Annotated in this window: 27 protein-coding genes; 7 read left to right on the forward strand and 20 right to left on the reverse strand. The window is 71.9% G+C overall.

Annotated features, from left to right (window positions below):
• Window positions 1–667 precede the first annotated feature (667 nt).
• From tyrS to ACLQ3K_RS00030, 6 genes are read right to left on the reverse strand one after another with little or no spacing between them, the layout of a single operon-like run.
• The gene (gene tyrS / locus ACLQ3K_RS00005; RefSeq protein ID WP_425996050.1) at window positions 668–1963 is read right to left on the reverse strand and encodes a tyrosine--tRNA ligase; all 1296 of its coding nucleotides are present in this window, start codon (window positions 1961–1963) and stop codon (window positions 668–670) included.
• A 51-nt stretch (window positions 1964–2014) separates the two neighbouring features.
• Window positions 2015–2596, reverse strand: coding sequence for a DNA-3-methyladenine glycosylase (locus ACLQ3K_RS00010; protein ID WP_425996052.1), 582 nt, complete (start codon window positions 2594–2596; stop codon window positions 2015–2017).
• Window positions 2597–2606: 10 nt separating this feature from the next.
• Entirely contained in the window at window positions 2607–2813 is a 207-nt protein-coding gene (locus ACLQ3K_RS00015; RefSeq protein ID WP_102102028.1) for a Trm112 family protein, read from the reverse strand.
• A 9-nt stretch (window positions 2814–2822) separates the two neighbouring features.
• A complete protein-coding gene (locus tag ACLQ3K_RS00020; protein WP_425996054.1) occupies window positions 2823–3896 on the reverse strand; it encodes an NAD(P)-dependent alcohol dehydrogenase in 1074 nt (357 codons plus the stop codon).
• Entirely contained in the window at window positions 3893–4384 is a 492-nt protein-coding gene (locus ACLQ3K_RS00025) for a DUF4334 domain-containing protein (protein WP_425996056.1), read from the reverse strand. The genes ACLQ3K_RS00020 and ACLQ3K_RS00025 overlap by 4 nt, the downstream gene beginning before the upstream one ends.
• 53 nt (window positions 4385–4437) lie before the next feature.
• On the reverse strand, window positions 4438–4800 hold the full coding sequence (locus ACLQ3K_RS00030; protein WP_425997093.1) for a DsrE family protein: 363 nt from the start codon (window positions 4798–4800) through the stop codon (window positions 4438–4440).
• A gap of 244 nt (window positions 4801–5044) precedes the next feature.
• Between ACLQ3K_RS00030 and ACLQ3K_RS00035 the strand changes: the two genes are divergently transcribed.
• From ACLQ3K_RS00035 to ACLQ3K_RS00050, 4 genes are all read left to right on the forward strand, one after another.
• Window positions 5045–5833: an SDR family NAD(P)-dependent oxidoreductase gene (locus tag ACLQ3K_RS00035; protein WP_425996058.1), complete on the forward strand. Its 789-nt coding sequence runs from the start codon at window positions 5045–5047 to the stop codon at window positions 5831–5833.
• An 83-nt stretch (window positions 5834–5916) separates the two neighbouring features.
• Window positions 5917–6648 (forward strand): ABC transporter ATP-binding protein, encoded by a 732-nt coding sequence (locus tag ACLQ3K_RS00040; protein WP_425996060.1) that lies wholly within the window; start codon window positions 5917–5919, stop codon window positions 6646–6648.
• Window positions 6645–7403, forward strand: a complete 759-nt coding sequence (locus ACLQ3K_RS00045) for an ABC transporter permease (RefSeq protein WP_425996062.1) — start codon at window positions 6645–6647, stop codon at window positions 7401–7403. The genes ACLQ3K_RS00040 and ACLQ3K_RS00045 overlap by 4 nt, the downstream gene beginning before the upstream one ends.
• Window positions 7400–8008 (forward strand): TetR family transcriptional regulator, encoded by a 609-nt coding sequence (locus tag ACLQ3K_RS00050; protein WP_425996064.1) that lies wholly within the window; start codon window positions 7400–7402, stop codon window positions 8006–8008. Before ACLQ3K_RS00045 ends, ACLQ3K_RS00050 begins: the two co-directional genes overlap by 4 nt.
• Before the next feature lie 58 nt (window positions 8009–8066).
• Here ACLQ3K_RS00050 and argH read toward each other — a convergent pair whose 3' ends face one another.
• From argH to argC, 8 genes are read right to left on the reverse strand one after another with little or no spacing between them, the layout of a single operon-like run.
• On the reverse strand, window positions 8067–9506 hold the full coding sequence (gene argH, locus ACLQ3K_RS00055) for an argininosuccinate lyase (RefSeq protein ID WP_425996066.1): 1440 nt from the start codon (window positions 9504–9506) through the stop codon (window positions 8067–8069).
• A gap of 8 nt (window positions 9507–9514) precedes the next feature.
• Window positions 9515–10936 carry an argininosuccinate synthase gene (gene argG, locus ACLQ3K_RS00060; protein WP_425996068.1) on the reverse strand — a complete coding sequence of 474 codons (1422 nt, stop codon included), beginning with the start codon at window positions 10934–10936 and terminating at the stop codon, window positions 9515–9517.
• Window positions 10937–10971: 35 nt separating this feature from the next.
• Window positions 10972–11475, reverse strand: a complete 504-nt coding sequence (locus tag ACLQ3K_RS00065; RefSeq protein ID WP_068520415.1) for an arginine repressor — start codon at window positions 11473–11475, stop codon at window positions 10972–10974.
• Complete coding sequence (argF, locus tag ACLQ3K_RS00070) at window positions 11454–12392, reverse strand: ornithine carbamoyltransferase (RefSeq protein WP_425996070.1); 939 nt, start codon at window positions 12390–12392, stop codon at window positions 11454–11456. Before argF ends, ACLQ3K_RS00065 begins: the two co-directional genes overlap by 22 nt.
• Window positions 12389–13570 carry an acetylornithine transaminase gene (locus tag ACLQ3K_RS00075; protein WP_425996072.1) on the reverse strand — a complete coding sequence of 394 codons (1182 nt, stop codon included), beginning with the start codon at window positions 13568–13570 and terminating at the stop codon, window positions 12389–12391. Before ACLQ3K_RS00075 ends, argF begins: the two co-directional genes overlap by 4 nt.
• A 5-nt stretch (window positions 13571–13575) precedes the next feature.
• Window positions 13576–14481, reverse strand: a complete 906-nt coding sequence (gene argB, locus ACLQ3K_RS00080) for an acetylglutamate kinase (RefSeq protein WP_425996074.1) — start codon at window positions 14479–14481, stop codon at window positions 13576–13578.
• The gene (gene argJ, locus ACLQ3K_RS00085) at window positions 14478–15704 is read right to left on the reverse strand and encodes a bifunctional glutamate N-acetyltransferase/amino-acid acetyltransferase ArgJ (RefSeq protein ID WP_425996076.1); all 1227 of its coding nucleotides are present in this window, start codon (window positions 15702–15704) and stop codon (window positions 14478–14480) included. The genes argB and argJ overlap by 4 nt, the downstream gene beginning before the upstream one ends.
• Window positions 15701–16735: an N-acetyl-gamma-glutamyl-phosphate reductase gene (argC, locus tag ACLQ3K_RS00090; RefSeq protein ID WP_425996078.1), complete on the reverse strand. Its 1035-nt coding sequence runs from the start codon at window positions 16733–16735 to the stop codon at window positions 15701–15703. Before argC ends, argJ begins: the two co-directional genes overlap by 4 nt.
• A gap of 151 nt (window positions 16736–16886) precedes the next feature.
• Between argC and ACLQ3K_RS00095 the strand changes: the two genes are divergently transcribed.
• Complete coding sequence (locus ACLQ3K_RS00095) at window positions 16887–17111, forward strand: hypothetical protein (protein WP_224647478.1); 225 nt, start codon at window positions 16887–16889, stop codon at window positions 17109–17111.
• 23 nt (window positions 17112–17134) lie between these two features.
• On the opposite strand, the gene ACLQ3K_RS00100 is transcribed toward ACLQ3K_RS00095, so the two are convergent.
• Entirely contained in the window at window positions 17135–17923 is a 789-nt protein-coding gene (locus tag ACLQ3K_RS00100; RefSeq protein ID WP_425996080.1) for an enoyl-CoA hydratase/isomerase family protein, read from the reverse strand.
• Between the two features lie 87 nt (window positions 17924–18010).
• Between ACLQ3K_RS00100 and ACLQ3K_RS00105 the strand changes: the two genes are divergently transcribed.
• Window positions 18011–18787 (forward strand): enoyl-CoA hydratase/isomerase family protein, encoded by a 777-nt coding sequence (locus ACLQ3K_RS00105; RefSeq protein ID WP_425996082.1) that lies wholly within the window; start codon window positions 18011–18013, stop codon window positions 18785–18787.
• On the opposite strand, the gene ACLQ3K_RS00110 is transcribed toward ACLQ3K_RS00105, so the two are convergent.
• The 4 genes from ACLQ3K_RS00110 to ACLQ3K_RS00125 form a co-directional block, all read right to left on the reverse strand.
• Window positions 18784–19443, reverse strand: coding sequence for a PIG-L deacetylase family protein (locus ACLQ3K_RS00110; protein WP_224647473.1), 660 nt, complete (start codon window positions 19441–19443; stop codon window positions 18784–18786). The genes ACLQ3K_RS00105 and ACLQ3K_RS00110 overlap by 4 nt on opposite strands.
• A gap of 27 nt (window positions 19444–19470) precedes the next feature.
• Complete coding sequence (locus ACLQ3K_RS00115) at window positions 19471–20664, reverse strand: GAF domain-containing protein (RefSeq protein WP_425996085.1); 1194 nt, start codon at window positions 20662–20664, stop codon at window positions 19471–19473.
• 23 nt (window positions 20665–20687) lie between these two features.
• Entirely contained in the window at window positions 20688–21458 is a 771-nt protein-coding gene (locus tag ACLQ3K_RS00120; protein WP_425996087.1) for an acetoin reductase, read from the reverse strand.
• A 94-nt stretch (window positions 21459–21552) separates the two neighbouring features.
• A complete protein-coding gene (locus ACLQ3K_RS00125) occupies window positions 21553–22755 on the reverse strand; it encodes a GAF domain-containing protein (protein WP_425996089.1) in 1203 nt (400 codons plus the stop codon).
• A gap of 139 nt (window positions 22756–22894) precedes the next feature.
• Here ACLQ3K_RS00125 and ACLQ3K_RS00130 point away from each other — a divergent pair, with 139 nt between their 5' ends.
• Entirely contained in the window at window positions 22895–24727 is a 1833-nt protein-coding gene (locus tag ACLQ3K_RS00130; RefSeq protein ID WP_425996091.1) for a flavin-containing monooxygenase, read from the forward strand.
• Window positions 24728–24788: 61 nt separating this feature from the next.
• Here ACLQ3K_RS00130 and ACLQ3K_RS00135 read toward each other — a convergent pair whose 3' ends face one another.
• The gene (locus ACLQ3K_RS00135) at window positions 24789–25976 is read right to left on the reverse strand and encodes an MFS transporter (RefSeq protein WP_425996093.1); all 1188 of its coding nucleotides are present in this window, start codon (window positions 25974–25976) and stop codon (window positions 24789–24791) included.
• Window positions 25977–26062 lie beyond the last annotated feature (86 nt).

Below are 26062 nucleotides of genomic sequence, written 5' to 3' on the forward strand. Positions count from 1 at the left end.
ATGCGTGCCAAAAAATTTTGGCACTGACAATTTCATCGACACACTGTTGAGTTCTCAAAGAACACGCCAAACGCGGCTCACTTCACCACAACCCCGCACAACGAGGTCTTAACGGTGGAGTGGAAACCTTCGCAGGCAGCCGTTCCAGGTTACGTTCTTGCGTCCCGCCTGTCAAGGCGACCCGCTCGAAGCAACCGTTCAAGCTTAGCAGAGCGGATTTCCGTGTGCAACTCGCTCTCGCGAGTCACTCTCGGAACTGCTTCGAACCGCTCAACCGCACGTTTCGACGCCCTCGACCGTGTAACACGTTCGAGAGTCAGTCTCTCCGTTGTGGCTGGCTGCTCGGAGCAACCGTTCCAGCTTATGTCGGAGTCGATCTCGGTGTCAAACCGGGCTCGGCTCCATGTTTTCAAGGTGTCAGCGTTTCTACCGCTTGACCTGGGCTTTTCGGCCCCGTCCTGGTCGGTGTCGCTCTGACTTCGAATAAGTTACGCACCGTGGAACGGAAGCACAAATCCCCAGGTCAACGCGTAACGCGTTGTTCATCTGACCTGGTCAGAGACTTGCGGGTCGCGGCGGACCGTCGAATCACACGTTTGTGACCTGCAGCACAAAGGCCGCCCCGCGCTTGATGGCGGGACGGCCTCAGTGGTCATGACCAGCAGTTTCAGGCGAAACGAGCGCCCGCGAAGGTCTTCTTGCCGCGGCGGAGGACCAGCCACCGCCCATGGAGCAGGTCGCCGGCGGCCGGCTCCCACTCCTCGGTCTCCACCTTCACGTTGTTGGCGTAGGCACCGCCCTCCTTCACCGCCCGACGTGCGGCGCCCTTCGACTCGCACAGACCCGACGCGGTGAGCAGGTCGACGATCGTCCGCGGCTCCCCCGCCGCCACCTCGACGACGGACGCCTCCTCGAGCGCCGCCGCGAGGGTGCCCTCGGGAAGATCCGCCAGATCGCCGCGACCGAACAGCGCCTGCGCGGCCAGCTCCGCGGCGCGGGTGTGCTCCTCGCCGTGGACCAGCGAGGTCATCTCGGCGGCCAGCCTCTTCTGGGCGGTGCGCTTCTGCGGGGCCTCGGCCGTCTCGCGCTCCAGCTCGGCGATCTCCTCCTGTGTGAGGAAGGTGAACCAGCGCAGGTAGCGGACCACGTCGGCGTCGGCCGTGTTCACGAAGTACTGGTACCAGGCGTAGGGGCTGGTCTGCTCCGGGTCGAGCCACAGGGAGCCGCCGCCCGTGGACTTGCCGAACTTCTTGCCGTCCGACGACGTCACCAGCTGCGTGGTCAGGGCGTGCACGTGCCGCCCGTCGATCTTCCGGTTCAGGTCCACGCCGGCCACGATGTTGCCCCACTGATCGGAGCCGCCGATCTGCAGCGCGGCGTCGTAGCGGCGCGCGAGTTCCACGTAGTCGTACGCCTGGAGCAGCATGTAGCTGAACTCGGTGTAGCTGATCCCGTCCGACTCGAGCCGGCGCTTGACCGTCTCGCGCGCGAGCATCACGTTGATGGAGAAGTGCTTGCCCACGTCGCGCAGGAAGGTGGGCACGTTCATCTGCCCGTGCCAGTCCAGGTTGTTGACCAGGATCGCCGCGTTCTCGCCGTCGAAGGCGACGAAGCGCTGGAGCTGGGTGTCGATCTTCGCGGCCCACTCGGCGACGGTGTCGACGGAGTTCATGACGCGCTCGCCGACGTCCCGGGGGTCGCCGACCTGGCCCGTCGCGCCGCCGCCCAGGACGATCGGGCGGTGTCCCGCCTCCTGGAAGCGACGCAGGGTGAGCAGCTGGACGAGGTGGCCCGCGTGCAGCGACGAGGCGGTGGGGTCGAACCCGGCGTAGAGGGTGATCTGCCCCGCGGCGAGGCGCTCGCGCAGCGCGTCGAGATCGGTGGACTGCGCGATCAGGCCGCGCCAGGACAGTTCCTCGAGGATGTCAGTGCTCACCCGTCCATTGTGAACGAACGGCCCCATCGCCGAGGTCCCCGCCCTGGGGTGGGACGGGCGCTGGTCGTGCCGGCCGCCTCAGCGGCTCACCGACGGATGCCCCTCCAGCCACAGGCGCCAGGGCTTCTCGACCGCCTTGCTGATCCCGATCCGCGGACCGGCGGCGACCGGGCCCCGTCGGGCGGCGATCTCGAGGCGGACCGCCGAGGACGGATCGAGCACGTCGATCCCCTTGTCGGCCACGGTGATCCCCAGCGCCTGGCCGAGACGTCCCGGGCCGGCCGCGAGCCGCGGGTCGGGGTCGCGCACGGCGCGGCGCTCGCGCACTCGGTCCAGACCACTCTCGATGGCGGCCGCGCGGAGCAGCACCCCGGAGCCGACACCGTCCGGGCCGGCGGTGATGTTCACGCACTGATGGATGCCGTACGACAGGTAGACGTACAGGTGGCCCGCCGGCCCGAACATCACGTCGTTGCGCGGCGTCGGACCGGGATAAGTGTGCGCGGCGGGGTCGGGCCAGGGGCCGTTCTCGGGTGAGCCGTAGGCCTCCACCTCGACGATCCGGGCCCGGACCCCGTCGACGACGAGGACGGAGCCGAGGACGAGACGGGCCGCCGAGAGCGGATGGACCGCGAGCCGGTCCCGCAGGGACCCGGTCACCCGAACCGGGTCACTGGGCGGCGCGGGCCAGAATCGACTCGTGCTCGGCGTCGTCGACGTCGCGGGCCTCGCCGATCAGCAGCACGGGCAGCCCGTCCTCGATCGGGTAGGCGCGGCGCAGGCGCGGGTTGTAGAACAGCTCGTCCGGCACGTACAGCAGCGGCCCCTTGTCCTGCGGGCAGGCGAGGATCTTCAGCAGCGTCGCGTCGATGGCCATGCCGCCATGCTACCCAGCGGGGAGCCACACCGGCTTGACCGCGGTGCCCTCGCGGGCCGCGGCCCAGGCCTCGTCGAAGTCGGCGAACGTGGTCACCAGCCGCTCCACGGGCAGTCGCCCCTCGGCCGCGGCCACGGCGAGCTCGGGCAGGAATTCGGACGGTTCCGAATCGCCCTCGATCACGCCGATCACGCGCAGGCCGCGGGCCATGATGAGCATGACGGGGAGGTCGGCCGACGGGGCACCGAGCCCGACCACCGCGAGGGTGCCGCGCGGTCGGAGCGCCAGGATCGCCTGGCTCAGGACGTCCGCGCGGGCCGTGGTGTCGACGGCGGCGTGCGCGCCGCCGCCCGTCGCCTCGATGACCTGCTGCGCGGCCTGCGCCCCGGCCTCGACGGCGTGCGTCGCGCCCAGGTCGAGGGCGAGCGCGCGGCGGTCCTCGCGCGGGTCGACCGCGACGATCGTCGTGGCGCCGGCGAGCTTCGCCCCCATGATCGCGGCGAGACCCACCGCGCCGGTCCCGAAGACCACCACGGACTGCCCCGGTTCCACCTTCAGCGCGCGGGTCACGGTGCCGACGCCGGTCTGGACGCTGCAGCCGAGCGGCGCCGCGAGCTCGAAGGGCAGATCGCCGATGGGAATCGTGTTCCGATCGGTCGCGAGCGCGAGGCCCGCGAAGCTCGACTGACCGAAGAAGCCGCCGGTCACGGCCGTTTCCCCCGAGCGGATCCCCGGGAGCCCGAGGTAGTTGCGGGTGATCGCCTGCTCGCAGTAGCCGGGCGTGCCGGCCGCGCAGAACTCGCAGGTGCCGCAGCTGTCGAAGGTGAGCGAGACCCGGTCGCCCACGGCCAGGCCGCGCGCATCGGGGCCGAGGGCCTCCACGACGCCCGCGCCCTCGTGGCCCAAGATCACCGGCAGGCCCTGTTCGGGCCACTGCGCCGCGAGGGTCAGGTCGGTGTGGCAGACCCCGACCGCGTGGATCCGCACCAGGATCTGGTTGCCGGTGGGCGCGGGGATCCGGATCTCGAGGGGCGACGGTGCCTCGCCCGGCGCGGCGACGACCCGCGCGACGGTGCCCGTCACCGGTCCGCCAGGCAGCCGCCGGACGCCGCGGGGCGTGAGTCGCGCTCGAGGTAGAAATAGAAGTACGGGGCGACCAGCTTCTTCCCGGTCATGACGCCCATGACGGTGTCGTCGTCGACCTTGGCGAAGTGATCGATCACCGGCTGCCCGTCGTAGACCATCGACGCGGTCACGGTCCCGCCGAAGTCGATCAGGCGCAGCGTCGCCTCCCCCTTGCCGAGGGCGACGTTGGAGAACTTCTCGCCCTGCTGGTCCAGGCAGACCAACGGCTGCACGTCGTTCGCCGAGACGAAGGTCTTGCCGTACCACCGTGCCTTGCCGAGGGCGCCGTCCATCGGGTGGCCCGACGGCAGCTCGCCGCCGTGCCAGTCCCCGAGCAGGAACTCGATCGAGACGGGCTCGAGCTGCGCGAACAGCCCCGCGAGTTTGGCGGGTTCGGAGTGGCGCGGCTCATCGATGAGCCCGCGGACGGTGCGCTCTGCGGTCATGCCGTGATGTTATCCGATGTTCTCCGCGGGACGACCGGGAACGGGAACACGTTTCAGTAACTGAACGCCGTGGCCCCGTCGCCGATCCACTCCCACATGGGCACGGTCCCGCCCAGGGAGGCGCCGCCGATGAGCGGTTGCTCCCGCAGCCCCTTCGCGTCGACGCAGATCGGGCACACGAGGAACGTTCCTCCGGCCGCCGTGTACCGCGCGATCAGGTCGGGGATCGGCGGGCACCCCGTGTACGCGACGCCGGTGGCGACGCCGGCCGTCGCGAGGCGCACCGCCTCCTTGGTGAGGAACATCAGCGTGGGCCGGCCCGACTCCGCCGCGCCGACGGCGACGAGAAGCGCCACCGTCACCTTCTCCGTGTCCTCGAGTCCCGTGGTCAGCGAGACCACCGCCTTGCCGCTCATGTCGACCTCCTTCGCGTCGTCGTGCAGATGCACCTTCGATGCTGCTCCGGCGCAAGCGAACCCGGAAGACGTCAGCGCGAAGTTGGGTGCCCGCGCGTAGCCGCACAGCCCCACCCGGGAACGGGTGCGTGTGCGCACCCAGCACCGGGCGAGCGGGCGGATGGCCGCGGAGCGCAGGATCGCCGAGAGATCTCGTCGCCCGAGGACGACGCCCCGCCCCGCCCCAGGGCATAGGTTCGTCGACATGACATCCATCGCAGTAGTCACCGGAGCCGGCCGCGGTATCGGCCTCCGGTTCGCCCACCGGCTCGCGGATCGGGGCCATCGCGTGATCCTCACGGACGTCGACGGCCCGGCCGCGGAGCGTGCGGCCGCGGAGGTCGGGCGGGACGCCGTCGGTCTCGCCCAGGACGTGCGGGACCTCGCCTCCCACCGCGACGTCGCTGAGCGTGCGCAGGAGCTCGGCCGACTCGCCGTGTGGGTGAACAACGCAGGCATCCTCATCGCGGGCGACAGCTGGGACCACGACGACGATCAGGTGCGGGCGATCCTCGACGTGAATCTGCGCGGCCCGATCGGCGGCTCCGCGGCGGCCGTCAACGCCATGGGCGCCCGCGGCGGCGCGATCCTCAACGTCGCCTCGATCTCCGCACTCTCCCCCGTCCCCGGGCTCGCGCTCTACGCCGCGACCAAGGCCGCCGTCCTCTCCTACACGACTTCGCTCCAGGGCGACCTCGACCACGCCGGCCTCCCGATCCACGCCCGCGCCCTGTGCCCGGACGTGGTCCGCACGACGATGGTCACCGACCGCGAGAAGGACGCCGGCGCCGCCCTGCTCTTCGCCGGACCGAAACCCCTCGACGCGGACGACGTCGCGGCCGCCGGGCTGCGGCTCCTGCAGTCGCGCCAGATCTTCCGCGTCGTGCCGCGGTGGCGCGGCGCCCTCGCGCGGTCCTCCGATCTGGCGCCGTCCGTAGGGCTGCCCGTGCTGAGCGCGATGCGGCGCCTCGGTGACCGGCGGCAGCGCGACTGACCGCCTCTTGACGCCCCGGTTCCGCCGGGTGCACAATTCACTCGACGATGAATTCATCGTCGAGTGAATTCTTTGGAGGCGCCATGACCAGCGCGATCGTCCTATCCGAGCTCACCGTCGTCCGCTCGGACACCACCGTCCTCGATCACCTCGACGCCGCGATCCCCGCGGGCGCCATCACCGGACTGCTCGGCCCGTCGGGCTCCGGCAAGACGACCCTGATGCGGGTGATCGTCGGCGCGCAGCGGATCACCGATGGCAGCGCGACGGTGTTGGGCCGCCCCGCGGGCAGCCCCGACCTGCGCGCCCGGGTCGGGTACACTACGCAGTCCCCCGCCGTGTACGGCGACCTCACCGTGGCGCAGAACGTCGAGTACTTCGGCGCGCTGTACCCCGCGCGCCGCTCGACCGCGAAGGCCGACGTCGCGGAGGCGATCGACGCCGTCGGGCTCGGCGCCTTCGCCGACCGCCGCGCCGACGCGCTCTCCGGCGGCCAGCGCTCGCGCGTCAGCATCGCGTGCGCGCTCGTCGCCCACCCCGAGCTGCTCATCCTTGACGAGCCGACCGTCGGCCTCGACCCGCTGCTGCGCGCCGAGCTGTGGGAGCGGTTCGCCGCGATGGCGGCCGCCGGGACCACGCTGCTCGTCTCGAGCCACGTCATGGACGAGGCGGCCCACTGCGCCCGCCTCCTCCTGCTGCGCGAGGGCCGCCTCGTCGCCGCCCTCGCACCATCGGAACTGCTGACCCGCACCGGAGCGACCGGCCTGGACGACGCCTTCCTCGCGCTCGTCCGCGAACAGGAGGCGACGGCATGAGCACCGTCCTGAACCCGAGCATCACTCGCGCGACCACGCTCCGCGTGCTGCGTCAGCTCCGCGCCGACCCGCGGACCATCGCCATGATCGTGGTGGTGCCGACGGCGCTGCTTACGCTCATGTACTTCCTCTACCGCGACTCCCCCGGCGGCACAGCGCTGTTCAGCCGGATCGCGCTCGTCCTGCTGGGCGTGCTGCCGTTCGCGCTGATGTTCATCGTGACCTCGATCGCGATGCAGCGCGAACGGGTCTCGGGCACGCTCGAGCGGCTGCTCACCACACCGCTCGCCAAGGCCGACCTGCTCCTCGGCTACGCGGTGGCGTTCTCCGTCGCGGCCACGGCCCAGGCGGCGGTCGCGACCACGGTGGCGGCGTACCTGCTCGGCATGGAGACGGCCGGCAGCGTCTGGCTCGTGGTGCTCATCGCCGTCGTCGACGCCTGGCTGGGCGTGGCGCTCGGGCTGCTCTTCAGTGCCTTCGCCCGCACGGAGTTCCAGGCGGTGCAGTTCATGCCGGTCGTCGTGGTGCCGCAGATCTTCCTGTGCGGCCTACTCGTTCCGCACGACGCGATGCCGGGCTGGCTGCAGGGCATCGCCGACGTGCTGCCGATGACCTACGCGGTGAAGGCGCTTCAGGAGGTGGGCGCCCACGGTTCCGCGACGACGACGATGTGGACCTCGCTCGCGGTCGTCGCGGGCTTCGCGATCGCGGCGCTCGCGCTCGCGGCCGCCACCCTTCCGCGGAAGGTCGCGTGAGCGGTCCGGGCCGCAGGTCGGGCCGGCGCAGCGGCAGCCCCGATACCCGGGCCGAGATCCTCGGCGCGGCGCGGGCCGCGTTCGCCCGCGGCGGCCTGGCCGGCACGACGGTGCGCTCGATCGCGGAGGCAGCGGGCGTCGATCCGGCGCTGGTGCACCACTACTTCGGCACCAAGCAGCAGCTCTACCTCGCCGCGCTGGCGATCCCCGTCGACCCGGAGTTCGTGCGGGCGCCGCTCCGGGACGCCCCTCTCGACGACGCCGCGCGCGCCCTGCTCCGCGCGCTCCTGACGATGTGGGACGGGCCGCTGCGCGACGTGGGCGTCGCGGTGATCCGCACCAACCTCGGCAACGACGGCGACCCCGCGATCGTCCGCGGCTTCCTGCTGGAGATCGCGCTGGGCGAGCTGGTCGACCGCATGGACGCGGGCCCGGGCGACGGGGTGCTCCGCGCGAATCTCATGGTGGGCCAGGTCTTCGGGCTGCTCGTCGCGCGCTACGTCGTCGGCTTCGAGCCCCTGGCATCGCTCACCGTCGACGAGCTCGTCGACCTCGCCGCTCCCCCGCTCCAGCAGGTCATCACCGGTCCCCTACCCCGCGATTGAACGACGTTCTGGAGAGTAAAACCGCAGGTCAGACTCTCCAGAACGTCGTTCAATCGGGTCAGGCGGTGGTGGTGGCCCAGGTGCGGAGGGCGGGCAGGGGTGCGGTCACTGCCTCGAGTTGCCTCGCCACCGCCGACGGGGCCGTGCCGCCGCGGGCGTCGCGGGAGGAGACGGAGCCGCGCACCGTCAGCACCTCGCGGACCTGCGGGGAGAGCGCCGGGTGGATCGCGGCGAACTCCTGGTCGGTGAGACCGTCGAGGCCGACACCGCGGGTCTCCGCGGCGCGGACGCACTCGCCGGCCGCCTCGTGCGCGACGCGGAAGGGCACGCCCTGCCGCACCATCCACTCGGCGACGTCGGTCGCGAGGGTGAAGCCGGCCGGGGCCAGCGCGCCCATGCGCTCCGGGTGGAAGGTCAGGGTGGCGGTGAGCCCGGCGACGGCCGGCAGCAGCAGCCGCAGCTGCTCGACCGAGTCGAAGACCGGCTCCTTGTCCTCCTGCAGGTCGCGGTTGTACGCGAGCGGCTGCGCCTTGAGCGTCGCCAGCAGGCCCGACAGGTTGCCGATGAGCCGGCCGGCCTTGCCGCGGGAGAGCTCCGCGACGTCGGGGTTCTTCTTCTGCGGCATGATCGAGCTGCCCGTGGACCACGCGTCGGCGAGGGTCACGTAGCCGAACTCGGCCGTGCTCCACAGGATCACGTCCTCCGACCAGCGCGAGAGGTCGACGGCGATCTGCGCGAAGACGTACGCGGCCTCGGCCGCGAAGTCGCGCGACGCCGTGGCGTCGAGGCTGTTGTCCGCCGCGGAGTCGAAGCCGAGATCGGCCGCGATCGCGTCGGGGTCGAGCCCCAGCGACGATCCCGCCAGCGCGCCGGAACCGTACGGCGAGATCGCGATCCGCTTGTCCAGGTCCTGCAGTCGCTGCACGTCCCGCAGCAGCGGGTGCGTGTACGCCAGCAGGTGGTGCGACAGCAGGATCGGCTGCGCCGCCTGCAGGTGCGTCTTACCGGGCAGGATCACGTCGGGGTTCGCCTGCGCCTGCGCGACGAACGCGTCCACCACGTCGAGCACGCCGACGGCGACGAGCCGTACCGCGTCGCGCAGCCACATCCGGAAGAGCGTGGCCACCTGGTCGTTCCGCGACCGGCCCGCACGCAAGCGGCCGCCGACCTCGGGGCCCGCGCGCTCGATGAGCCCGCGCTCCAGCGCGCCGTGCACGTCCTCGTCGGACTCGGCCGGCTGGAAGGCGCCGGAAGCGACGTCGTCCCCGAGCCGGGTGAGCGCCGCGAGCATGGCCTCCAGGTCCGCGTCGGACAGGAGCCCCGCGCGGTTGAGCACGCGGGCGTGCGCCTTCGACGCGCGCACGTCGTAGGGCGCGAGCGCCCAGTCGAAATGCGTCGACTTGCTCAGCGCTGCCATCGCCTCGGCGGGACCGGACGCGAACCGGCCGCCCCAGAGGCTGCCCTCGTTGGTGCCGTGCTTCTCGGCGTTCTCGCTCAACGGATCTCCTAGTCGGTGCCGAGGTCGAACGCGGCGTGGTTGCCGACCTCGTCGAAGTTCGACGGGGTCTTCTCGCCGCCCGCGACGATGGCGTCGGCGCCGCCCTGCTCCAGCTCGCCGACCAGCGCGGCGGTCTCGCCCGCGACGATGCCCTGGACCGCGTACTGCTCGAGCCGCGACCGCGAGTCCGCGATGTCGAGGTTGCGCATGGTCAGCTGGCCGATGCGCTCGTCGGGGCCGAAGGCGGCGTCGCCGACGCGCTCCATCGAGAGCTTCTCGGGGTGGTACGAGAGGTTCGGGCCGGTGGTGTCGATGATCGAGTAGTCGTCGCCGCGGCGCAGGCGCAGGGTGACGGAGCCGGTGACGGCGGACGCGACCCAGCGGATGATGGCCTCGCGCTGCATGAGCGACTGCGGGTCCAGCCAGCGGCCCTCGTACATCAGGCGGCCCAGGCGGCGACCCTCGTTGTGGTACGTGGCGATGGTGTCCTCGTTGTGGATCGCGTTCACCAGGCGCTCGTAGGTGGCGTGCAGCAGCGCCATGCCGGGCGCCTCGTAGATGCCGCGCGACTTGGCCTCGATGATGCGGTTCTCGATCTGGTCGGAGATGCCCAGGCCGTGGCGGCCGCCGATGCGGTTGGCCTCGCGGACCAGCTCGACCGGGTCGGAGTACTCGACGCCGTTGATCGCGACCGGGACGCCGGCCTCGAAGGTGACGGTGACGTCCTCGGTCGTGATCTCGACGGACTCGTCCCACGGGGCGACGCCCATGATCGGCTCGACGATGACGACGCCGGTGTTGAGGTACTCCAGGTCCTTGGCCTCGTGCGTGGCGCCCCAGATGTTGGCGTCGGTGGAGTAGGCCTTCTCGGTGGAGTCGCGGTACGGAAAGCCGTGCGCGACGAGCCACTCGCTCATCTCCTTGCGGCCGCCGAGCTCGGTGACGAACTGCGAGTCCAGCCACGGCTTGTAGATGCGCAGCGCCGGGTTGGCCATGAGGCCGTAGCGGTAGAACCGCTCGATGTCGTTGCCCTTGTAGGTGGAGCCGTCGCCCCAGATGTCGACGCCGTCCTCCTTCATGGCCCGCACCAGCATGGTGCCGGTCACGACGCGGCCGATCGGGGTGGTGTTGAAGTAGGTCTTGCCGCCCGAGCGGATGTGGAAGGCGCCGGTCTGCAGGGCGGCGATGCCCTCCTGCACCAGCAGCGGCTGCACGTCGACGAGGCGCGCGATCTCGGCGCCGTACTCCTTGGCGCGGTCCGGCACCGCGTCGATGTCGGGCTCGTCGGGCTGGCCGATGTTGGCGGTGTAGGTGCAGGGCACGGCGCCCTTGTCGCGCATCCAGGCGACGGCCACGGAGGTGTCGAGGCCGCCGGAGAAAGCGATGCCGACGCGCTCGCCGATGGGCAGGGTGGAGAGGACCTTGGACATGGTCGATAAGCCTATCTGGTGGTGAGTGTGCGGATTCAGGCGAGCGCCACGAGGCGCTCGGCGAGGTCCTTGCCGGTCAGGGGCTCGCGCGCGACGACGAGGACGGTGTCGTCGCCGGCGACGGTGCCGACCACCTCGGGCAGCGACGAGCGGTCGAGGGCGCTGGCGAGGAAGTTCGCCGCGCCCGGCGGGGTGCGCAGGACGCAGATGTTGCCGCTGTGGTCGGTGGAGACGAGCAACTCGCCCAGGAGGCGGGAGAGTCGCTCGGTGCCGCCGGAGACGCCCCGCACGGGCGAGCCGTCCTCGGGCACCACGTACACGCCGGTGCCACCGTCGGCGCCGCGCAGCTTCACGGCGCCCAGCTCGTCGAGGTCACGGGAGATGGTGGCCTGCGTGGCCTCGTAGCCGCCGCGCACGAGCAGCGCCTGCAGCTCGGCCTGGCTGCGCACCTGGTGGTTCGCCAGGATCTCGACGATGGCCGCCTGCCGCCCGGCGCGGGTGGCGAGCGGCTGCTCGCTCACGACCGCTCCAGCAGCCAGGTGAGCAGCGCCTTCTGCGCGTGCAGGCGGTTCTCGGCCTCGTCGAACACCGCGGACTGCGGACCGTCGATCACGTCGTCGGTGATCTCGTCGCCGCGATGCGCGGGCAGGCAGTGCAGCACGATCGCGTCCGGGTCGGCGTGCGCGAGCAGCTCGGCGTTGATCTGGTACGGCCGGAACGGCGCGTTGCGGTCGACGCCGTCGTCCTCCTGCCCCATCGACACCCAGGTGTCGGTGACCACCACGTCGACGCCGGCCACGGCGAGCACGGGATCGGAGATGACGCTGACCTCCGCGCCGGTCTCCTTGCCCCGGGCCCGGGCCGCCTCCACGAACCGCTCGTCCGGCTGGAAGCCCGACGGTGCGCTGATGGTCACGTCGATCCCGGCCGTGACGCAGCCGAGCATGTAGCTGTGAGCCATGTTGTTGGCGCCGTCGCCGAGGTAGGTGAGCTTGAGGCCGGCGACGGACCCGGTGCCCTCGGCGCCCTTGCGCTCGACGATGGTCTGCAGGTCGGCGAGGATCTGGCAGGGGTGGAAGTCGTCGGAGAGCGCGTTGACGACGGGCACCGTCGAATACCGGGCGAGCTCCTCGAGCCCGTCCTGCGCGTAGGTGCGCCAGACGATGGCGTCGACGAACCGCGACAGCACGCGGGCGGTGTCGGCGAGGGACTCGTCGCGGCCCATCTGGGTGGACTTGGTGTCCACGACGACGGCGTGGCCGCCGAGCTGCGCGATGCCGACGTCGAAGCTGAACCGGGTGCGGGTGGAGTTCTTGTCGAACAGCACCGCCACGCCCTTCGGGCCCTCCAGCGGGTGCCGCGAGAAGGGGGCCGCCTTCAGTTCCGCTGCGAGAGCGAGGACTTCGCGCTGTTCGGCCGGGCTGAGGTCGTCATCGCGGAGGAAGTGGCGGGTCATGAGTTCTCCTGGGCTGCATCGAGGAGGGCGGGCAGTGCGGTGAGGAAGCGGTCGGCCTGCTCGTCGGTGAGGACGAGGGGCGGGGCCAGGCGGACCACGTCGGGCTGAGCGGCGTTGAGCAGGAATCCGGCGGCCCGGGCGCCGGTCTCGATCGCCTTGGCGGCCGGCCGGGCGAGGGTGATCCCGAGGAGCAGGCCGGAGCCGCGGACGCCGGTGACGAGCGGGTGGCCGTACCCCTCGACGGTGGCCGCGATGTGCTTGCCGAGCGCGTCGGCGCGCTCGGCGAGCCCCTCGGCCTCGATCACGTCGAGCACGGCGTTCGCGGCGGCCGCGGCGACGGGGTTGCCGCCGAAGGTGGTGCCGTGCTGGCCGGGGGTCAGCAGCTCGCCGGCGGCGCCGACGGCAACCGTCGCGCCGATGGGCAGGCCGCCGCCGAGGCCCTTGGCGAGCGTGAAGACGTCGGGCGTGACGCCGGCCCGCTGGTACGCGAAGAGCGTTCCGGTGCGGGCGATCCCGGTCTGCACCTCGTCGAAGACGAGGAGCGCGCCGGCGTCGGTCGCGGCGGCGCGGGCCTCCGCGAGGTAGCCCTCGGGCGGGACGACGACGCCGCCCTCCCCCATGATCGGCTCGAGGAAGATCGCGGCCGCACCCTCGGCCGCGGCGCGCAGGGCGGCGTTGTCGCCGTAGGGCACGTGGGTGACCGACTCGATGAGCGGCGCGAAGGGCTCCCGCTTGGCGGGCTGGCCGGTCAGCGCCAGCGAGCCCATGGTGCGGCCGTGGAAGGCGCCCTCGGCGGCGACCATCGCGGTGCGGCCGGTGCGCCGGCCGATCTTGATGGCGGCCTCGTTGGCCTCGGCACCCGAGTTGCTGAAGAAGACGCGGGTTCCGGGCACGCCGACGGCCTCGGTGAGCCGCTCGGCGAGGCGCACGACGGGCTCGCTGATGTAGAGGTTCGAGACGTGCCCCAGCGTCGAGACCTGCTGCGTCACCGCCTCGACGATCTTCGGGTGGGCGTGGCCGAGGGCGTTGACGGCGATGCCGCCGAGCAGGTCGACGTACTCCTTGCCGTCGGCGTCGGTCACCGTCGCGCCGCGGCCGGACACCAGCGCGATGGGCGGGGTGCCGTAGGTGTCCATCACCGCGGCGTTCCACCGCGACTGCATTGCTTCGTTGCTCATGTGATTCAGATCCAGGTCTCTGTCGGAGATTGCGGCGGGGTCACCATGGTGCCGATGCCCTTGCTCGTGAACAGCTCGAGAAGCACGGAGTGCGGCACCCGCCCGTCGATGACGTGCGCGGTGGGGACGCCCCCGTGCACGGCTCGCAGGCAGGCCTCCATCTTGGGGACCATGCCGGAGTCGAGGCTCGGCAGCAGCGCGGTCAGCGCGTCGGTGTCGATCTCGGAGGTGAGCGAATCGCGGTCGGGCCAATTCGTGTACAGCCCCTCGACGTCGGTGAGCACCACCAGCTTCTCGGCGCCGAGCGCCTCGGCGAGGGCGGCCGCGGCGGTGTCGGCGTTGATGTTGTGCACCACCCCCTCGGCATCCGGCGCGATCGTCGAGATCACGGGGATGCGGCCGGCGGCGATGAGATCGTTGACCGCCTCCGGGTTCACCGCGGTCACGTCGCCGACGAGGCCGATGTCGGTCGGCGCACCGTCGACGACGACCTGCCGCCGCGTCGCGGTGAACAGGTGGGCGTCCTCGCCGGACATGCCGACGGCGAAGGGCCCGTACGAGTTGATCAGGCCGACCAACTCGCGCCCGACCTGACCGAAGAGCACCATCCGCACGACGTCCATCACCTCGGGCGTGGTCACCCGGAAGCCGCCGCGGAACTCGCCCTCCATGCCGAGCCGCTTGAGCATGGCGTTGATCTGCGGGCCGCCGCCGTGCACCACGACGGGGTGCAGGCCGCAGGTCCGCAGGAAGACCATGTCCTGCGCGAAGGAGCGCTTGAGCTCGTCGTCGATCATGGCGTTGCCGCCGTACTTGACCACGACGGTCTTGCCGTGGAAGTCCAGCAGCCAGGGCAGCGCCTCGGCGAGCACGCCCGCCTTGTCGAGCGGCGTGAGATCGGGTGCGCTCATGAGGAGTACGCCGAGTTCTCTTCGACGTAGGCGTGCGAGAGGTCCGTGGTGCGGATGGTCGCCGTGCCCCGCCCGAGGCCCAGGTCGACGGTGACGTCGATCTCCGGCCCGGAGAGGTCCACGTCGCGCGCACCCGGTACGCCGCAGCCGTTCTCGGCGATGGGCTGCCCGTTGAACGAGACCGTCAGTTTGTCGTGCACCAGCTCGATGGGCGCGATGCCGATCGCGGCCATGACGCGGCCCCAGTTGGGGTCGCTGCCGAACAGCGCGGTCTTGACCAGGCTGTCGCGGGCGATGGCGCGGGCGCCGATGAGCGCCTCCTCCTCCGAGGCGGCGCCGGTCACGGTGATGAGGATCCGCTTGGTGACGCCCTCGGCGTCGCCCTGCAGCTGGGCGGCGAGGTCGTCGCAGACCTCGCGCACGGCGGCGTTGAGTTCCTCCTGCGTGCAGGTCTTCTCGCTGGCGCCGCTGCTGAGCAGGAGCACGGTGTCGTTCGTCGAGGTGGAGCCGTCGACGTCGAGCCGGTCGAAGGTGTAGCTCGTGGCGTACCGCAGGGCCTCGTCGAGCTGCTCCGGGGTGGCGTGCACGTCCGTGGTGAGCACGACGAGCATCGTCGCGAGCGAGGGTGCCATCATGCCGGCGCCCTTGGCCATGCCGCCCACGTTCCAGCCGCCGGAGTGGTGCAGGGCGGTCTCCTTGGGCACCGTGTCGGTGGTCATGATGGCGTGCGCGGCGTCGGTGCCGCCGGTGAGGCCGCCGCCCATCTCGTGCACGATCTCGGTGACGCCGGCGAGCAGCTTGTCCATCGGCAGGCGGTCGCCGATGAGGCCGGTCGAGCACACGGCGACCTCACCGGCACCGGTCGCGGTCCCCCAGTGGCTCAGCGTCTCCGCGACCTTCTCGGCCGTGGCGTGGGTGTCCTGGAAGCCGCCGGGGCCGGTGCAGGCGTTGGCGCCGCCCGAGTTGAGGATCACCGCGCGCAGGTGTCCGTCCTTGATCACCTGCTCGCTCCAGAGCACCGGCGCGGCCCTGACCTTGTTGCGGGTGAACACGGCCGCCGCCGCGTAGTGCGGTCCCTCGTTGAAGACCAGGGCCAGATCCGGCTTGCCGGAGGCCTTGATCCCCGCCGCGATACCCGCGGCCTTGAAGCCCAGCGGCGCCGTGACGCCCTGGTTCCGAACGAGTTTGAAGCTCGCTGTGTTGGACGTGTTCGCTTCGCTCACGGTGCGACTCCTACGGTGGACAGGCCGGCGGTCTCGGGGAAGCCGAGCGCGAGGTTCATGGACTGGACGGCGGCGCCGCCGGTCCCCTTGGTCAGGTTGTCGATCGCCGCGGTGGCGATGAGGCGCCCGGCGCGCTCGTCGACGGCCACCTGCACCTGCACTGCGTTGCTGCCGACCACCGACTTGGTCTGCGGCTGCAGACCTTCGGGCAGCAGGTGCACGAAGGGCTCGTCGGCGTAGGCCCGCGCGTAGACCTCCCGGGCCCGCGCCGCGGTCACCGTCGTCGGGGCGGAGACGGTGGCGAGGATGCCCCGGGCCATGGGCACGAGGATCGGCGTGAACGACACCGTCACCGGCGAATTCGCGGCCGCCGAGAGGTTCTGGGTGATCTCCGGGGTGTGCCGGTGGGTGGTCACGCCGTAGGCCCGCGCGGAGCCGATGGCCTCGGAGGCGAGCAGGTCGGTCCGCAGCGACTTCCCGGCGCCGGACGTGCCGCTCACGGCCACGACGGTGACCTCGGGCGCGACGATGCCGGCCGCGACGGCGGGCAGGAAGGCGAGGGTCGACACCGTCGGGTAGCAGCCCGGGACGGCGATCCGGGACGCGCCGGCGAGCACATCGCGGTTGCCCGGGAGCTCCGGCAGGCCGTAGGGCCAGGTGCCGGCGTGGGCGCTGCCGTAGTAGTGCTCCCACTCGGCGGCGTCCTTGAGCCGGTAGTCGGCGCCGCAGTCGATGATGAGGGTCGACGGGGGCAGCGCTTCGGCGATCTCAGCGGACTTGCCGTGCGGCAGGCCGAGGAAGACGACGTCGTGGCCGCGCAGCGTGTCCGGGGTGGTCTCCTGCAGGACCCGGTCCGCCAGCGGCAGCAGGTGCGGGTGGTGCTCGAAGAGCGTGCTGCCGGCGTTGCCGCCGGCGGTGAGCGCGCCGATCGTCAGCTCGCCGGAGAGGTACTGCGGGTGGCCGAGCAGCAGCCGGAGGATCTCTCCCCCGGCGTAGCCACTGGCGCCCGCGATCGCCACGGAAACAGTCATGCGATGATTATGCGCCATCATGCAAGCCTATTCACGCGGTGTCCGGAAATCCGCGCACGAACACCCACAGGTTCCGCCCAGCCGCTCATCAGGAGCCGTGGGCACCCTGGGTAGCAGTAACGAACCGATCCCGGCACCCGAAAGACCTCATATGCGCAACGAACTTCCGACCTCGAACCCCGACGCCCTGACGCAGCCGCTGTCGCTGCCTCGCCGCGACCGCGGCGTGCGGGGCACCGTCAACCGCGTCCTCGACGGCTTCGCGCCGCGGGTGGAGAACCGCGCCATGCTGGTGAAGATGGGCCGCGGCCGCCCCAGCCTGGTGGGCGATCACCGGCGCGGCAACCACATCACGCAGGCCTTCCACCTGGGCTGACCCGACGGTCCGCCCGGGATCGGTCAGGCGAACCGCGCGAGCCGCGCCGCGGCGGCGTCGGTCCCGCCCATGCGCGCGATGGTCCGCCGCTCGTCGTCGAGCTGCTCGCCGTAGCTCCGCGCGTACGACGCGCGCACCAGTCTGCGGGCCTCACCGAGGGCCGGGTGCGGGCCCGCGAGGAGCCGCTCGACCGCTGCGGCGACCTCGGCCTCCAGCTCCTCGCCGGGGACGGCCCGATCGATCAGGTCCCACGCGGCGGCGGTCGGCGCATCGATCCGCTCGCCGTGCAGGAGCATCCGCAGCGCGCGCCGCATCCCGACCGCCTTCGGCAGGAGGGCGGAGACGCCGCAGTCCGGGCTCAGCCCGACGCCCGCGTACGCGGTGGAGAAGTGCGCGGACTCGGTCGCGATCGCGACGTCGGCCGCGAGCACCAGCCCGAGGCCGCCGCCGGCGACGGGGCCCTGGATCGCCGCGACCACCGGCACCGCGAGGCCGTTCAGCGCCTCGAGTGAGGCGTGGATCGTGCCGGCGAGGCGATCGAGCATCGCGCCGCGATCCTCGGCCACGACCATCGCCTTGACGTCGCCGCCGGCGCAGAAGAACCGCCCCTCGGCGCGCAGGACGACGACGCGCACGTCGTCGCTCGCGGCGATGGACTCCACGACCCCGACGAGCGCGTCCGCCAGCGGCTGGCTCAGCGCGTTCGCGGCGTCGGGCCGCCGCAGGGTGATCGTGGCGACGCCCCGCTCGTCGACGCCGAATCCCAGCCCCGCGTCGTCCGCCGCCGCGCCGCTGCCGATGTCATCCGCCACTGGATCCTTCTTCCGTCCTGAGAACCGTTCGCACCCAGATTCTCACAGCGCCGATGGCGCCGGCCGCTCGCGTGCGAGAGTTCGTGCATGACCCACGAAGACTCCGGTGTCCGCGTCACCGTCGACGGCGCCGTCGCCACCCTCACCCTCGACCGGCCCGAGATCCGCAACGCGCAGGATCCCGTCCTGTGGGCCGCGATGGCGGAGGCTATACGTTCCTTCGGCGACGACGTCCGCGTGGTCGTCGTGCGCGGCGCGGGCGGGACCTTCTCCGCCGGCCTGAACCTGCGCCTGCTCGACCCGGCGCGCACCGGTGAGCCCGGCAACCTGGTGGACGTCGTCGCCCTGTCCGACGAGGGCGCCCGGCACGCGATCGGCGTCTTCCAGGAGCCCTTCGCGCTCCTCGCCGACGGCCCCTTCCTCACGATCGCCGTCGTGGAGGGCCACGCGATCGGCGCGGGCTTCCAGCTGGCACTCGCCTGCGACCTGCGCCTCGCCGCCGACACCGCGCGGTTCTGCATGAAGGAGCCCGCGCTCGGCCTGGTGCCCGACCTGGCCGGGACGAAGCCGCTGGTCGAGGCCGTGGGGTACGCGCGGGCCCTGGAGATCTGCGCGACCGCGCGCACCGTCGAGGCCGACGAGGCCCTGGCCCTCGGCCTCGTCCAGCAGTGCGTGCCCGCGGCGGAGGTCGACGACGCCCTCGCCGCGCTCGTCGGAGCGCTCACGGCGCACGACGCCGTCGCCGTCCGGGAGACCCGGGAGCTGCTGCGGGCGGCGCCGGGGCGGAACGCGCGCGAGCAGCGGCTGGCGGAGCGGACCGCACAGGTCCCGCTCCTGCGGCGCGCGGTGCAGCGGCTGGGTTAAGCCAGGTCGCGGAAGCCCACGGTGTGCCGGAACTCGCCCCGCGGTAGGCACGCGGAGCCGACCTGCACGCGGGCCTGTTCGATGACGGGCGTGACCGGGTCGAGCACCGAGAGGTACTGGCGGTGCTCGGCGAGCGATTCGACAGCCCGCTCGGTGTAGCCGGTGACGTCGACGATGTACTGCGGCTCCGGGGCGGTCTGGTAGGCGGTGACGCCCGCGGCCGCGGCCGCCTCGGCGACCGCGCGGGTGAACTCCATGTGATCGCTCTGGTTCGGTGCGCCGGGCGCCCACTCGGGCCCGCCCCACAGCGTGAGCACGATGTCGGGCTCGTACCGGGCGATGGACTTGCGGATCGACTCCCGCAGTTCGGGCGTGTTGGTGACCTGCGAGTCCGGGTAGCCCCAGAACCTGACCTCGTCGACACCGACGACGGCGGCGGACCGCCGTTGCTCCTCCTCGCGCACGGGCCCCGCGGTGCCGGGCGACATGCCCTCGATCCCGGCCTCACCGGACGTCGCGAGACCGTAGGCCACCGTCCTGCCCTGGGAGGTCCAGCGCGCGACGGCCGCCGCCATCCCGTACTCGGGGTCGTCCGGGTGCGCCACCAGGACGAGCGCCGTGGTCCAGTCCTCGGGGAAGATCTGCGGCTCGCTCACGGAGTCCACGCTAGAGGCCGGGACGGGTCAGCGCAGCAACTCGACCGACACGCCGTCGGCGAACCGGTAGGGCTGCGCCGCGATCACCCCCGACAGCACCCGGCGCAGCCGCGAGATCTCCGCGCGCACGGTGACCACCCGGCCGGGATCGCCGAACAACGCGTCGGCGAGCTGCGCGGCGGAGTGCCCGGCACCGTCGGCGAGGAGCGCGAGGATCTGCGCGTGCCGGGGCGAGGGCTGGTACCGCCACGATCCCCCGCCGCCCGCGACCGCGACCTCCGGTGCACGGCCGGGCCGCAGGTCCAGGGTCACCCGGGTGACGGTGTCCGGACCGTCACCCGGGTCCGGTTGCAGCAGCCAGCCGCCGGGCAGCGGGTCGACGGTGCACGGCCCCAGCTCGGGGAGCCGGACCGACGGCCCGGTCAGGTCGGCGGGCAGCGCGATGCGCGAGCGCGCCGGCAGGTCGCCGACGGCGGCGACCCAGCCGTTGACGTCGACGGCGAGACCCGGGCGGCCGAGGCCCGCGAGCATCGGTGCGGCCACGGACCGCAAGCGCTCGAGCCCGGCGAGGTGCACCTCGCGCAGCCGGGCCTCGGCGAGCTTGGCCACGGTGGAGACCAGCGCCAGCGTCGTCGGATGCACCGTCGCGGCCGGACCGGAGACGTCGACCACGCCCAGGATGTGGCCCGTGTGCACGTCGCGGATCGGCGCACCGGCGCAGGTCCACGCGTGGTGGCTGCGGGCGAAGTGCTCCGCGGAGAAGATCTGCACGGGCGTGCGGGAGGCGATCGCCGTGCCGATGGCGTTGGTCCCCACCTGATCCTCGGCCCAGCCCGCGCCCTCGACGAAGCCCAGCCGATCGGCGTGCGAGAGCACCCGCGTCGAACCGGAGCGCCACAGCACCCGCCCGAACCGGTCGGCGACCACGAGGATGTTGTCGCCGTCGGCGGTGAGCGGCGCGAGGCCCGCGGTGAGCTCCTCGAGCACGGGGCCGAGCCCCGATTCCTGTCGGCCCAGCTCGACGTCCATCCAGCCGAGCGCCGGCCCGGCGTCGGCGTCGGGCGCGAGCCCCGCGGCGCGCACTCGCTCCCAGGAGTCGCCGATCACGCCGCGCGGCCGGGCCGGTGGGCGCGAGCCGCTCATGGTCGCGTCGTACACCTCGGACAGCAGGCGCGCGTAGCGCCGGGGGTCCTCGCCCGCCGACATCGCCGGTACGCTCACGCTCGTCCCCTTCCGCGCCCGGATCAGCGGTAGACCAGGCCGCCGTCGATGAGCACGGCCTGCCCCGTCATGTAGTCGGAGTCGGGCGAGGCGAGGTGGGAGACGAACGCGGCGACGTCCTCGGGCGTCTGCGCCCGGCCGAGGGCGATGCCGCCGACGAACTGGTCGTACGTCGCGCCGACCTCGGCGCCGGTCAGGTCGGCGAAGCGGCGGTCGATCTCGACCCACATGTCCGTGCCCACCACGCCGGGACAGTAGGCGTTGACGGTGATGCCGTGCGTCGCGTACTCCTTCGCGGCGGCCTGTGTGAAGCCGCGGACCGCGAACTTGGTGGCGCTGTAGGCGCCGAGCATGGCGAAGCCCTCGTGCCCGGCGATCGAGGCGGCGTTGACGATCTTGCCGCGCACGCCGCGCTCGATGAACGATTCCGCGGCCGCCTGGATGCCCCAGAGCACACCGTCGACGTTGACCGAGAACAGCCGCCGCAGCTCCTCGGGGGTGACGTCCGCGACGGGCCCGACGAGTGCCACGCCGGCGTTGTTGATCATCACGTCGAGCCCGCCCAGCGTTTCGACGGTCGCGGCGACGACGCCGAACACCGCGTCGCGGTCGGCGACGTCGGCAGTGAGCGCGACGGCGCGGCGGCCCGTCGACCGGATCTCCTCCGCGACGGCCTCGACGCCGTCGGCGGTGAGGTCGACCAGGGCCAGGTCGAGACCGTCCGCGGCGAGTCGCCGCGCGATGCCCGCGCCGATCCCTCGTCCCGCTCCCGTCACCAGTGCCATGCGCGCCATCGTGTGTCCCTTCGTCGACGTGGTCGGACTCCGGTCTATGTGACCCGGGACACACGCGGCAAAGGTTGCGCGGGGTTGCGGCCCTGCGACGGGCTCAGCGCAGGGTCTCGAGCACCACCGCGTCGGCGAAGCGGTAGGGCTGGGCGGCGATCAGCCCGGACAGCACCCGGCGCAGCCGCGAGATCTCCGCGCGCACCGTGACCACGCGCGCGGGGTCGCCGAACAACGACGCCGCGACCTGCGCGGCGGTGTGCCCGCGACCGTCGGCCAGCAGCTCGAGGATCTGGGCGTGCCGCGGCGTCAGCTGGTGCCGCCACTCCCCCGTCGCCCCCGCGACGGTGACCGACGGGGCCTTCCCGGACCGCAGGTCGAGCGTCACCCGGGTGGCGCCGTCGCGGGGCTCGTCGGCGACGGGCCGCAGCAGCCACCCGCCGGGCAGGGGTTCGACGGTGCACTGCCCCAGCTCCGGCAGCCACAGGTGCGCCGAGTCCACGGCGCTCGGGAGGGTGACCCGGGTGCAGGGCGCGAGCTGCCCGACGGCGGCGACCCAGCCGTGGGAGTCGACGACCAGGCCGGGGCCGGAGAGGCCCGCGAGCAGCGGGGCGGCGACGGTGCGCAGCTGGTCGAGTCCGGCCAGGTGGGACTCGCGCAGCGTCGCCTCGGCGAGGCCGGCGACGGCCGCGACCAGCGCGAGCGTCGTGGGATGCACCGTCGACGCCGGCCCGCTGACGTCGACGACGCCGAGCACGCGACCCGTGCGACGGTCGCGGATCGGTGCGGCCGAGCAGGTCCAGGGGTGCTGATTGCGGGCGAAGTGCTCGGCCGAGAAGGTCTGCACGGCGGCGCGAGAGGCCAGCGCGGTGCCGATGGCGTTGGTTCCCACGTCGCTCTCGGACCAGGCGGCGCCCTCGACGAAACCTAGCCGGTCGGCCTCGCGGAGCACCCGCGTCGAGCCGCTGCGCCACAGCAGCCGTCCGTCGGCGTCGGAGACGACCATGATGCTCGATCCGGCGTCGGTGATCGGCGCGAGGCCCGCCGTGAAGTCGTCGATGAGGCCCGCGAGCCCGGACTCGCGGCGCAGCCGGGACAGGTCGGCGGAGTGGATCGCAGGGCCCGCGCCGGAATCGGGGCGCAGGCCTGCGGCGATGACGCGTTCCCAGGAGTCGCCGATCACCTCGCGCGGACGCGCGGGCGGCCGCTCCCCGGCCATCGTCGCGTCGTACACCTCGGCCAGCAGGCGCGCGTAGGTCCGGGGGTCCTCTCCGTGCGCCACCGCCGGCTCCACTGCGTGTGCCACCCCTCGATTCTGCATCGCCGCCCGTCGCGGCAGGGGCGATCGCCCAGAACGGTGCAACGGGACGCAACCCTTGTAACCCCCGTCACACGAGGCGTGTGATTCACACCACAGCACCACACCGAACGTGAAGGAGCACCACATGACCGCGATCGCGGAATCGGCACAGGACGTCGCCACCGGCCCCCAGGACCGGGTCGACGCCTGGCTCGCGAAGTTCGAGGCGGCGCTCGCCGCCCGTGACGTCGCCGCGGCGGCGGACCTGTTCGAGCCCGGCGGCTTCTGGCGCGACCTGGTGTCGTTCACCTGGAACCTGAACACCAGCGAGGGCCGCGACCAGATCGCGGCGATGCTCACCGAGCGCCTGGACGGGACGGCGCCCAGCGCCTTCGCGACCACCGACCCCGCTTCTGGCGACGACGTGGCCGAGGCGTTCATCGGCTTCGAGACCGGGGTCGGCCGCGGCAAGGGCCACGTCCGGATCCGGCGGGACGAGGACGGCGTCGACCGCGCTTGGACGCTGCTCACCACGCTGCGCGAGCTGAAGGGCCACGAGGAGTCCTTCGGCACCCGCCGCCCGATGGGCGCGGTGCACGGCGCCCACGTCCAGGCCCCGACCTGGGCCGAGCGCCGCGAGCGGGAGGAGGCCGAGCTGGGCCGCTCGATCCAGCCCGACACCCTCGTCATCGGCGGCGGCCAGGGCGGCATCGCCCTCGGCGCCCGCCTGCGGCAGCTCGGCGTGCCCGCGCTCGTCGTCGACAAGTACGACCGCCCCGGCGACCAGTGGCGCGGCCGGTACAAGTCGCTGTGCCTGCACGACCCCGTCTGGTACGACCACCTGCCGTACCTGCCGTTCCCCGCCAACTGGCCCGTCTTCGCCCCGAAGGACAAGATCGGCGACTGGCTGGAGATGTACACCCGCGTCATGGAGGTGCCGTACTGGTCGCGCACCGAGGCGCTGTCCGCGTCGTACGACGAGGCGAAGAGCGAGTGGACCGTCGAGGTGAACAAGGACGGCGAGCGCCTGACCCTGCACCCCAAGCAGCTGGTGCTCGCCACGGGCATGTCCGGCAAGCCGAACATCCCCGACTTCGAGGGGATGGACGTCTTCCAGGGCGAGCAGCACCACTCGTCGAAGCACCCGGGCCCGGACGCCTACGCGGGCAAGAAGGTCGTGGTGATCGGCGCCAACAACTCAGCGCTCGACATCAGCAAGGCCCTCATCGAGGCCGGCGCCGAGGTGACCATGGTGCAGCGCAGCTCCACCCACATCATCAAGTCCGAGTCGCTCATGGAGCACGGCCTCGGCGACCTGTACAGCGAGCGCGCTCTGGCCAACGGCGTGACCACCGACAAGGCGGACATGATCTTCGCCTCGCTGCCGTACAAGATCATGAACGAGTTCCAGAAGCCGATCTACGACAAGGTCCGCGAGATCGACGCCGACTTCTACCAGGGCCTCGAGGACGCGGGCTACGAGCTCGACTTCGGCGACGACGACTCGGGCCTGTTCATGAAGTACCTGCGCCGCGGCTCGGGCTACTACATCGACGTCGGCGCCGCGGGGCTCATCATTGACGGCTCGATCAAGCTGGCCAAGGGCGGCGTGGACCACCTGACGGAGGACGCCGTCGTGCTCAAGGACGGCACGGTGCTGCCCGCCGACCTGGTGGTCTACGCGACCGGCTACGGCTCGATGAACGGCTGGGCAGCCGATCTGATGGGCCAGGAGACCGCCGACACGTTGGGCAAGTGCTGGGGCCTCGGCTCCGCGACCACCAAGGACCCCGGGCCCTGGGAAGGCGAGCAGCGCAACATGTGGAAGCCGACGCAGGTGCCCGGCCTCTGGATGATGGGCGGCAACCTGCACCAGTCGCGGCACTACTCGCTGTACCTGGCGCTGCAGCTCAAGGCCCGCTACGAGGGCATCGACACCCCCGTCTACCAGCTGGCCGAGGTGCATCACACCAGCTAGGCACGCAACAGACCCCGGCCCCGTCGACCTGCTACCAGGTCGGCGGGGCCGGCTCCATCCGTCAGTCGCGGGCTCGTAGCAACAGCAGCGGGGCGAAGTACATGGCCGCGACGACGGTACCGACGACCACCGGTCCGGAAGGACCCAGCGGGGACGCCAGCGCGACTCCCGCGATCGACGATCCGATCGCGGTGCCGACGTTGAACGCCGAGGTACTCAGCGCCGACGCGAGTGTGGGAGCCGCAGAGGCGAACCCGACCACCGTGCCGATCAGGACGGGATTGGTGGACATCCCGAAGAGGCCGAGGAGCGCGATCAGAATGACCGTGGGCACCGCGGAGTGGGAGAGGAGTAGCAGTCCGCCCAGGACCACGAAAGTCATCGATGCGGAGACGAACAGGACGCGGTACGGGTGCTCTGCGCCGAACCTTCCGCCGAAGTACGAACCGGCCAGAGCACCGACGCCGTAGACCACCAGCAGGGCGGGCACGGCGCCGCTCGCCAAGCCGGTGTTCTCGGTGATGAGCGGCGCGATGTAGCTGTAGACCGACAGCGACGAGCCGCAGACGATCGCACATCCGGCCAACGCCAGCCACACCCGAACGTCCTTGAGCGCCGCGAGTTCGCTGCGGATCGACGGAGCCGGCGCGGTCCCGGGATCGTCACCGACGGTGCGGTACACGACGACCGAGCCGACGGCGGCGAGAACCGCCAACGCCCAGAAGGGTCCGCGCCACCCGAGTGCCTGGCCGGCGAACGCGCCGAGCGGGACGCCCAGAACGTTGGCGAGCATTCCGCCGCCGAGCACGACCCCCAGCGCACGCGAGGCCGCCCGCGGGCCCGCCGCCTGCGCGCCGACGACCGCGGCCACCGCCCAGAAGGCGCCGGTGGCCAGCGCCGTGAGGAACCGGGCGCCCAGGATCAGCGGGTAGCTCGACGTGAGCGCCACAATGGCGTGCCCGACCGCGTAGATCAGCAGCGACAGGCTCAGGGTCACTCGGCGGGGCAGCTTCAGCGTGATGACCGCCATCAGTGGTGTTCCGACGATCATCCCGATCGCGAACACGGTGATCATCAGCCCGGCATGGGACACCGTGATCCCCAGATCCGCCGCGATCTCGGGCAGGATTCCGGCGACCACGAACTCCGTGGTTCCCATGAGGAACGTCCCTGCCGCGAGGACGAAGACGACAGGGGGGAGGCGGGTGCTGGTGGGGGTACTGGGTTCGGCGGAGATCGACACATCCACTACTAGACCAACGGACGGCGCGAGCGAACAGTCCCGCTTCGTGGTGGTACCCGCAGGGACTCCCTCACCACTGCGGCGTACGTCAC

It is taken from the genome of Tsukamurella sp. DT100 (assembly GCF_049844855.1).
Lineage (GTDB): Bacteria > Actinomycetota > Actinomycetes > Mycobacteriales > Mycobacteriaceae > Tsukamurella.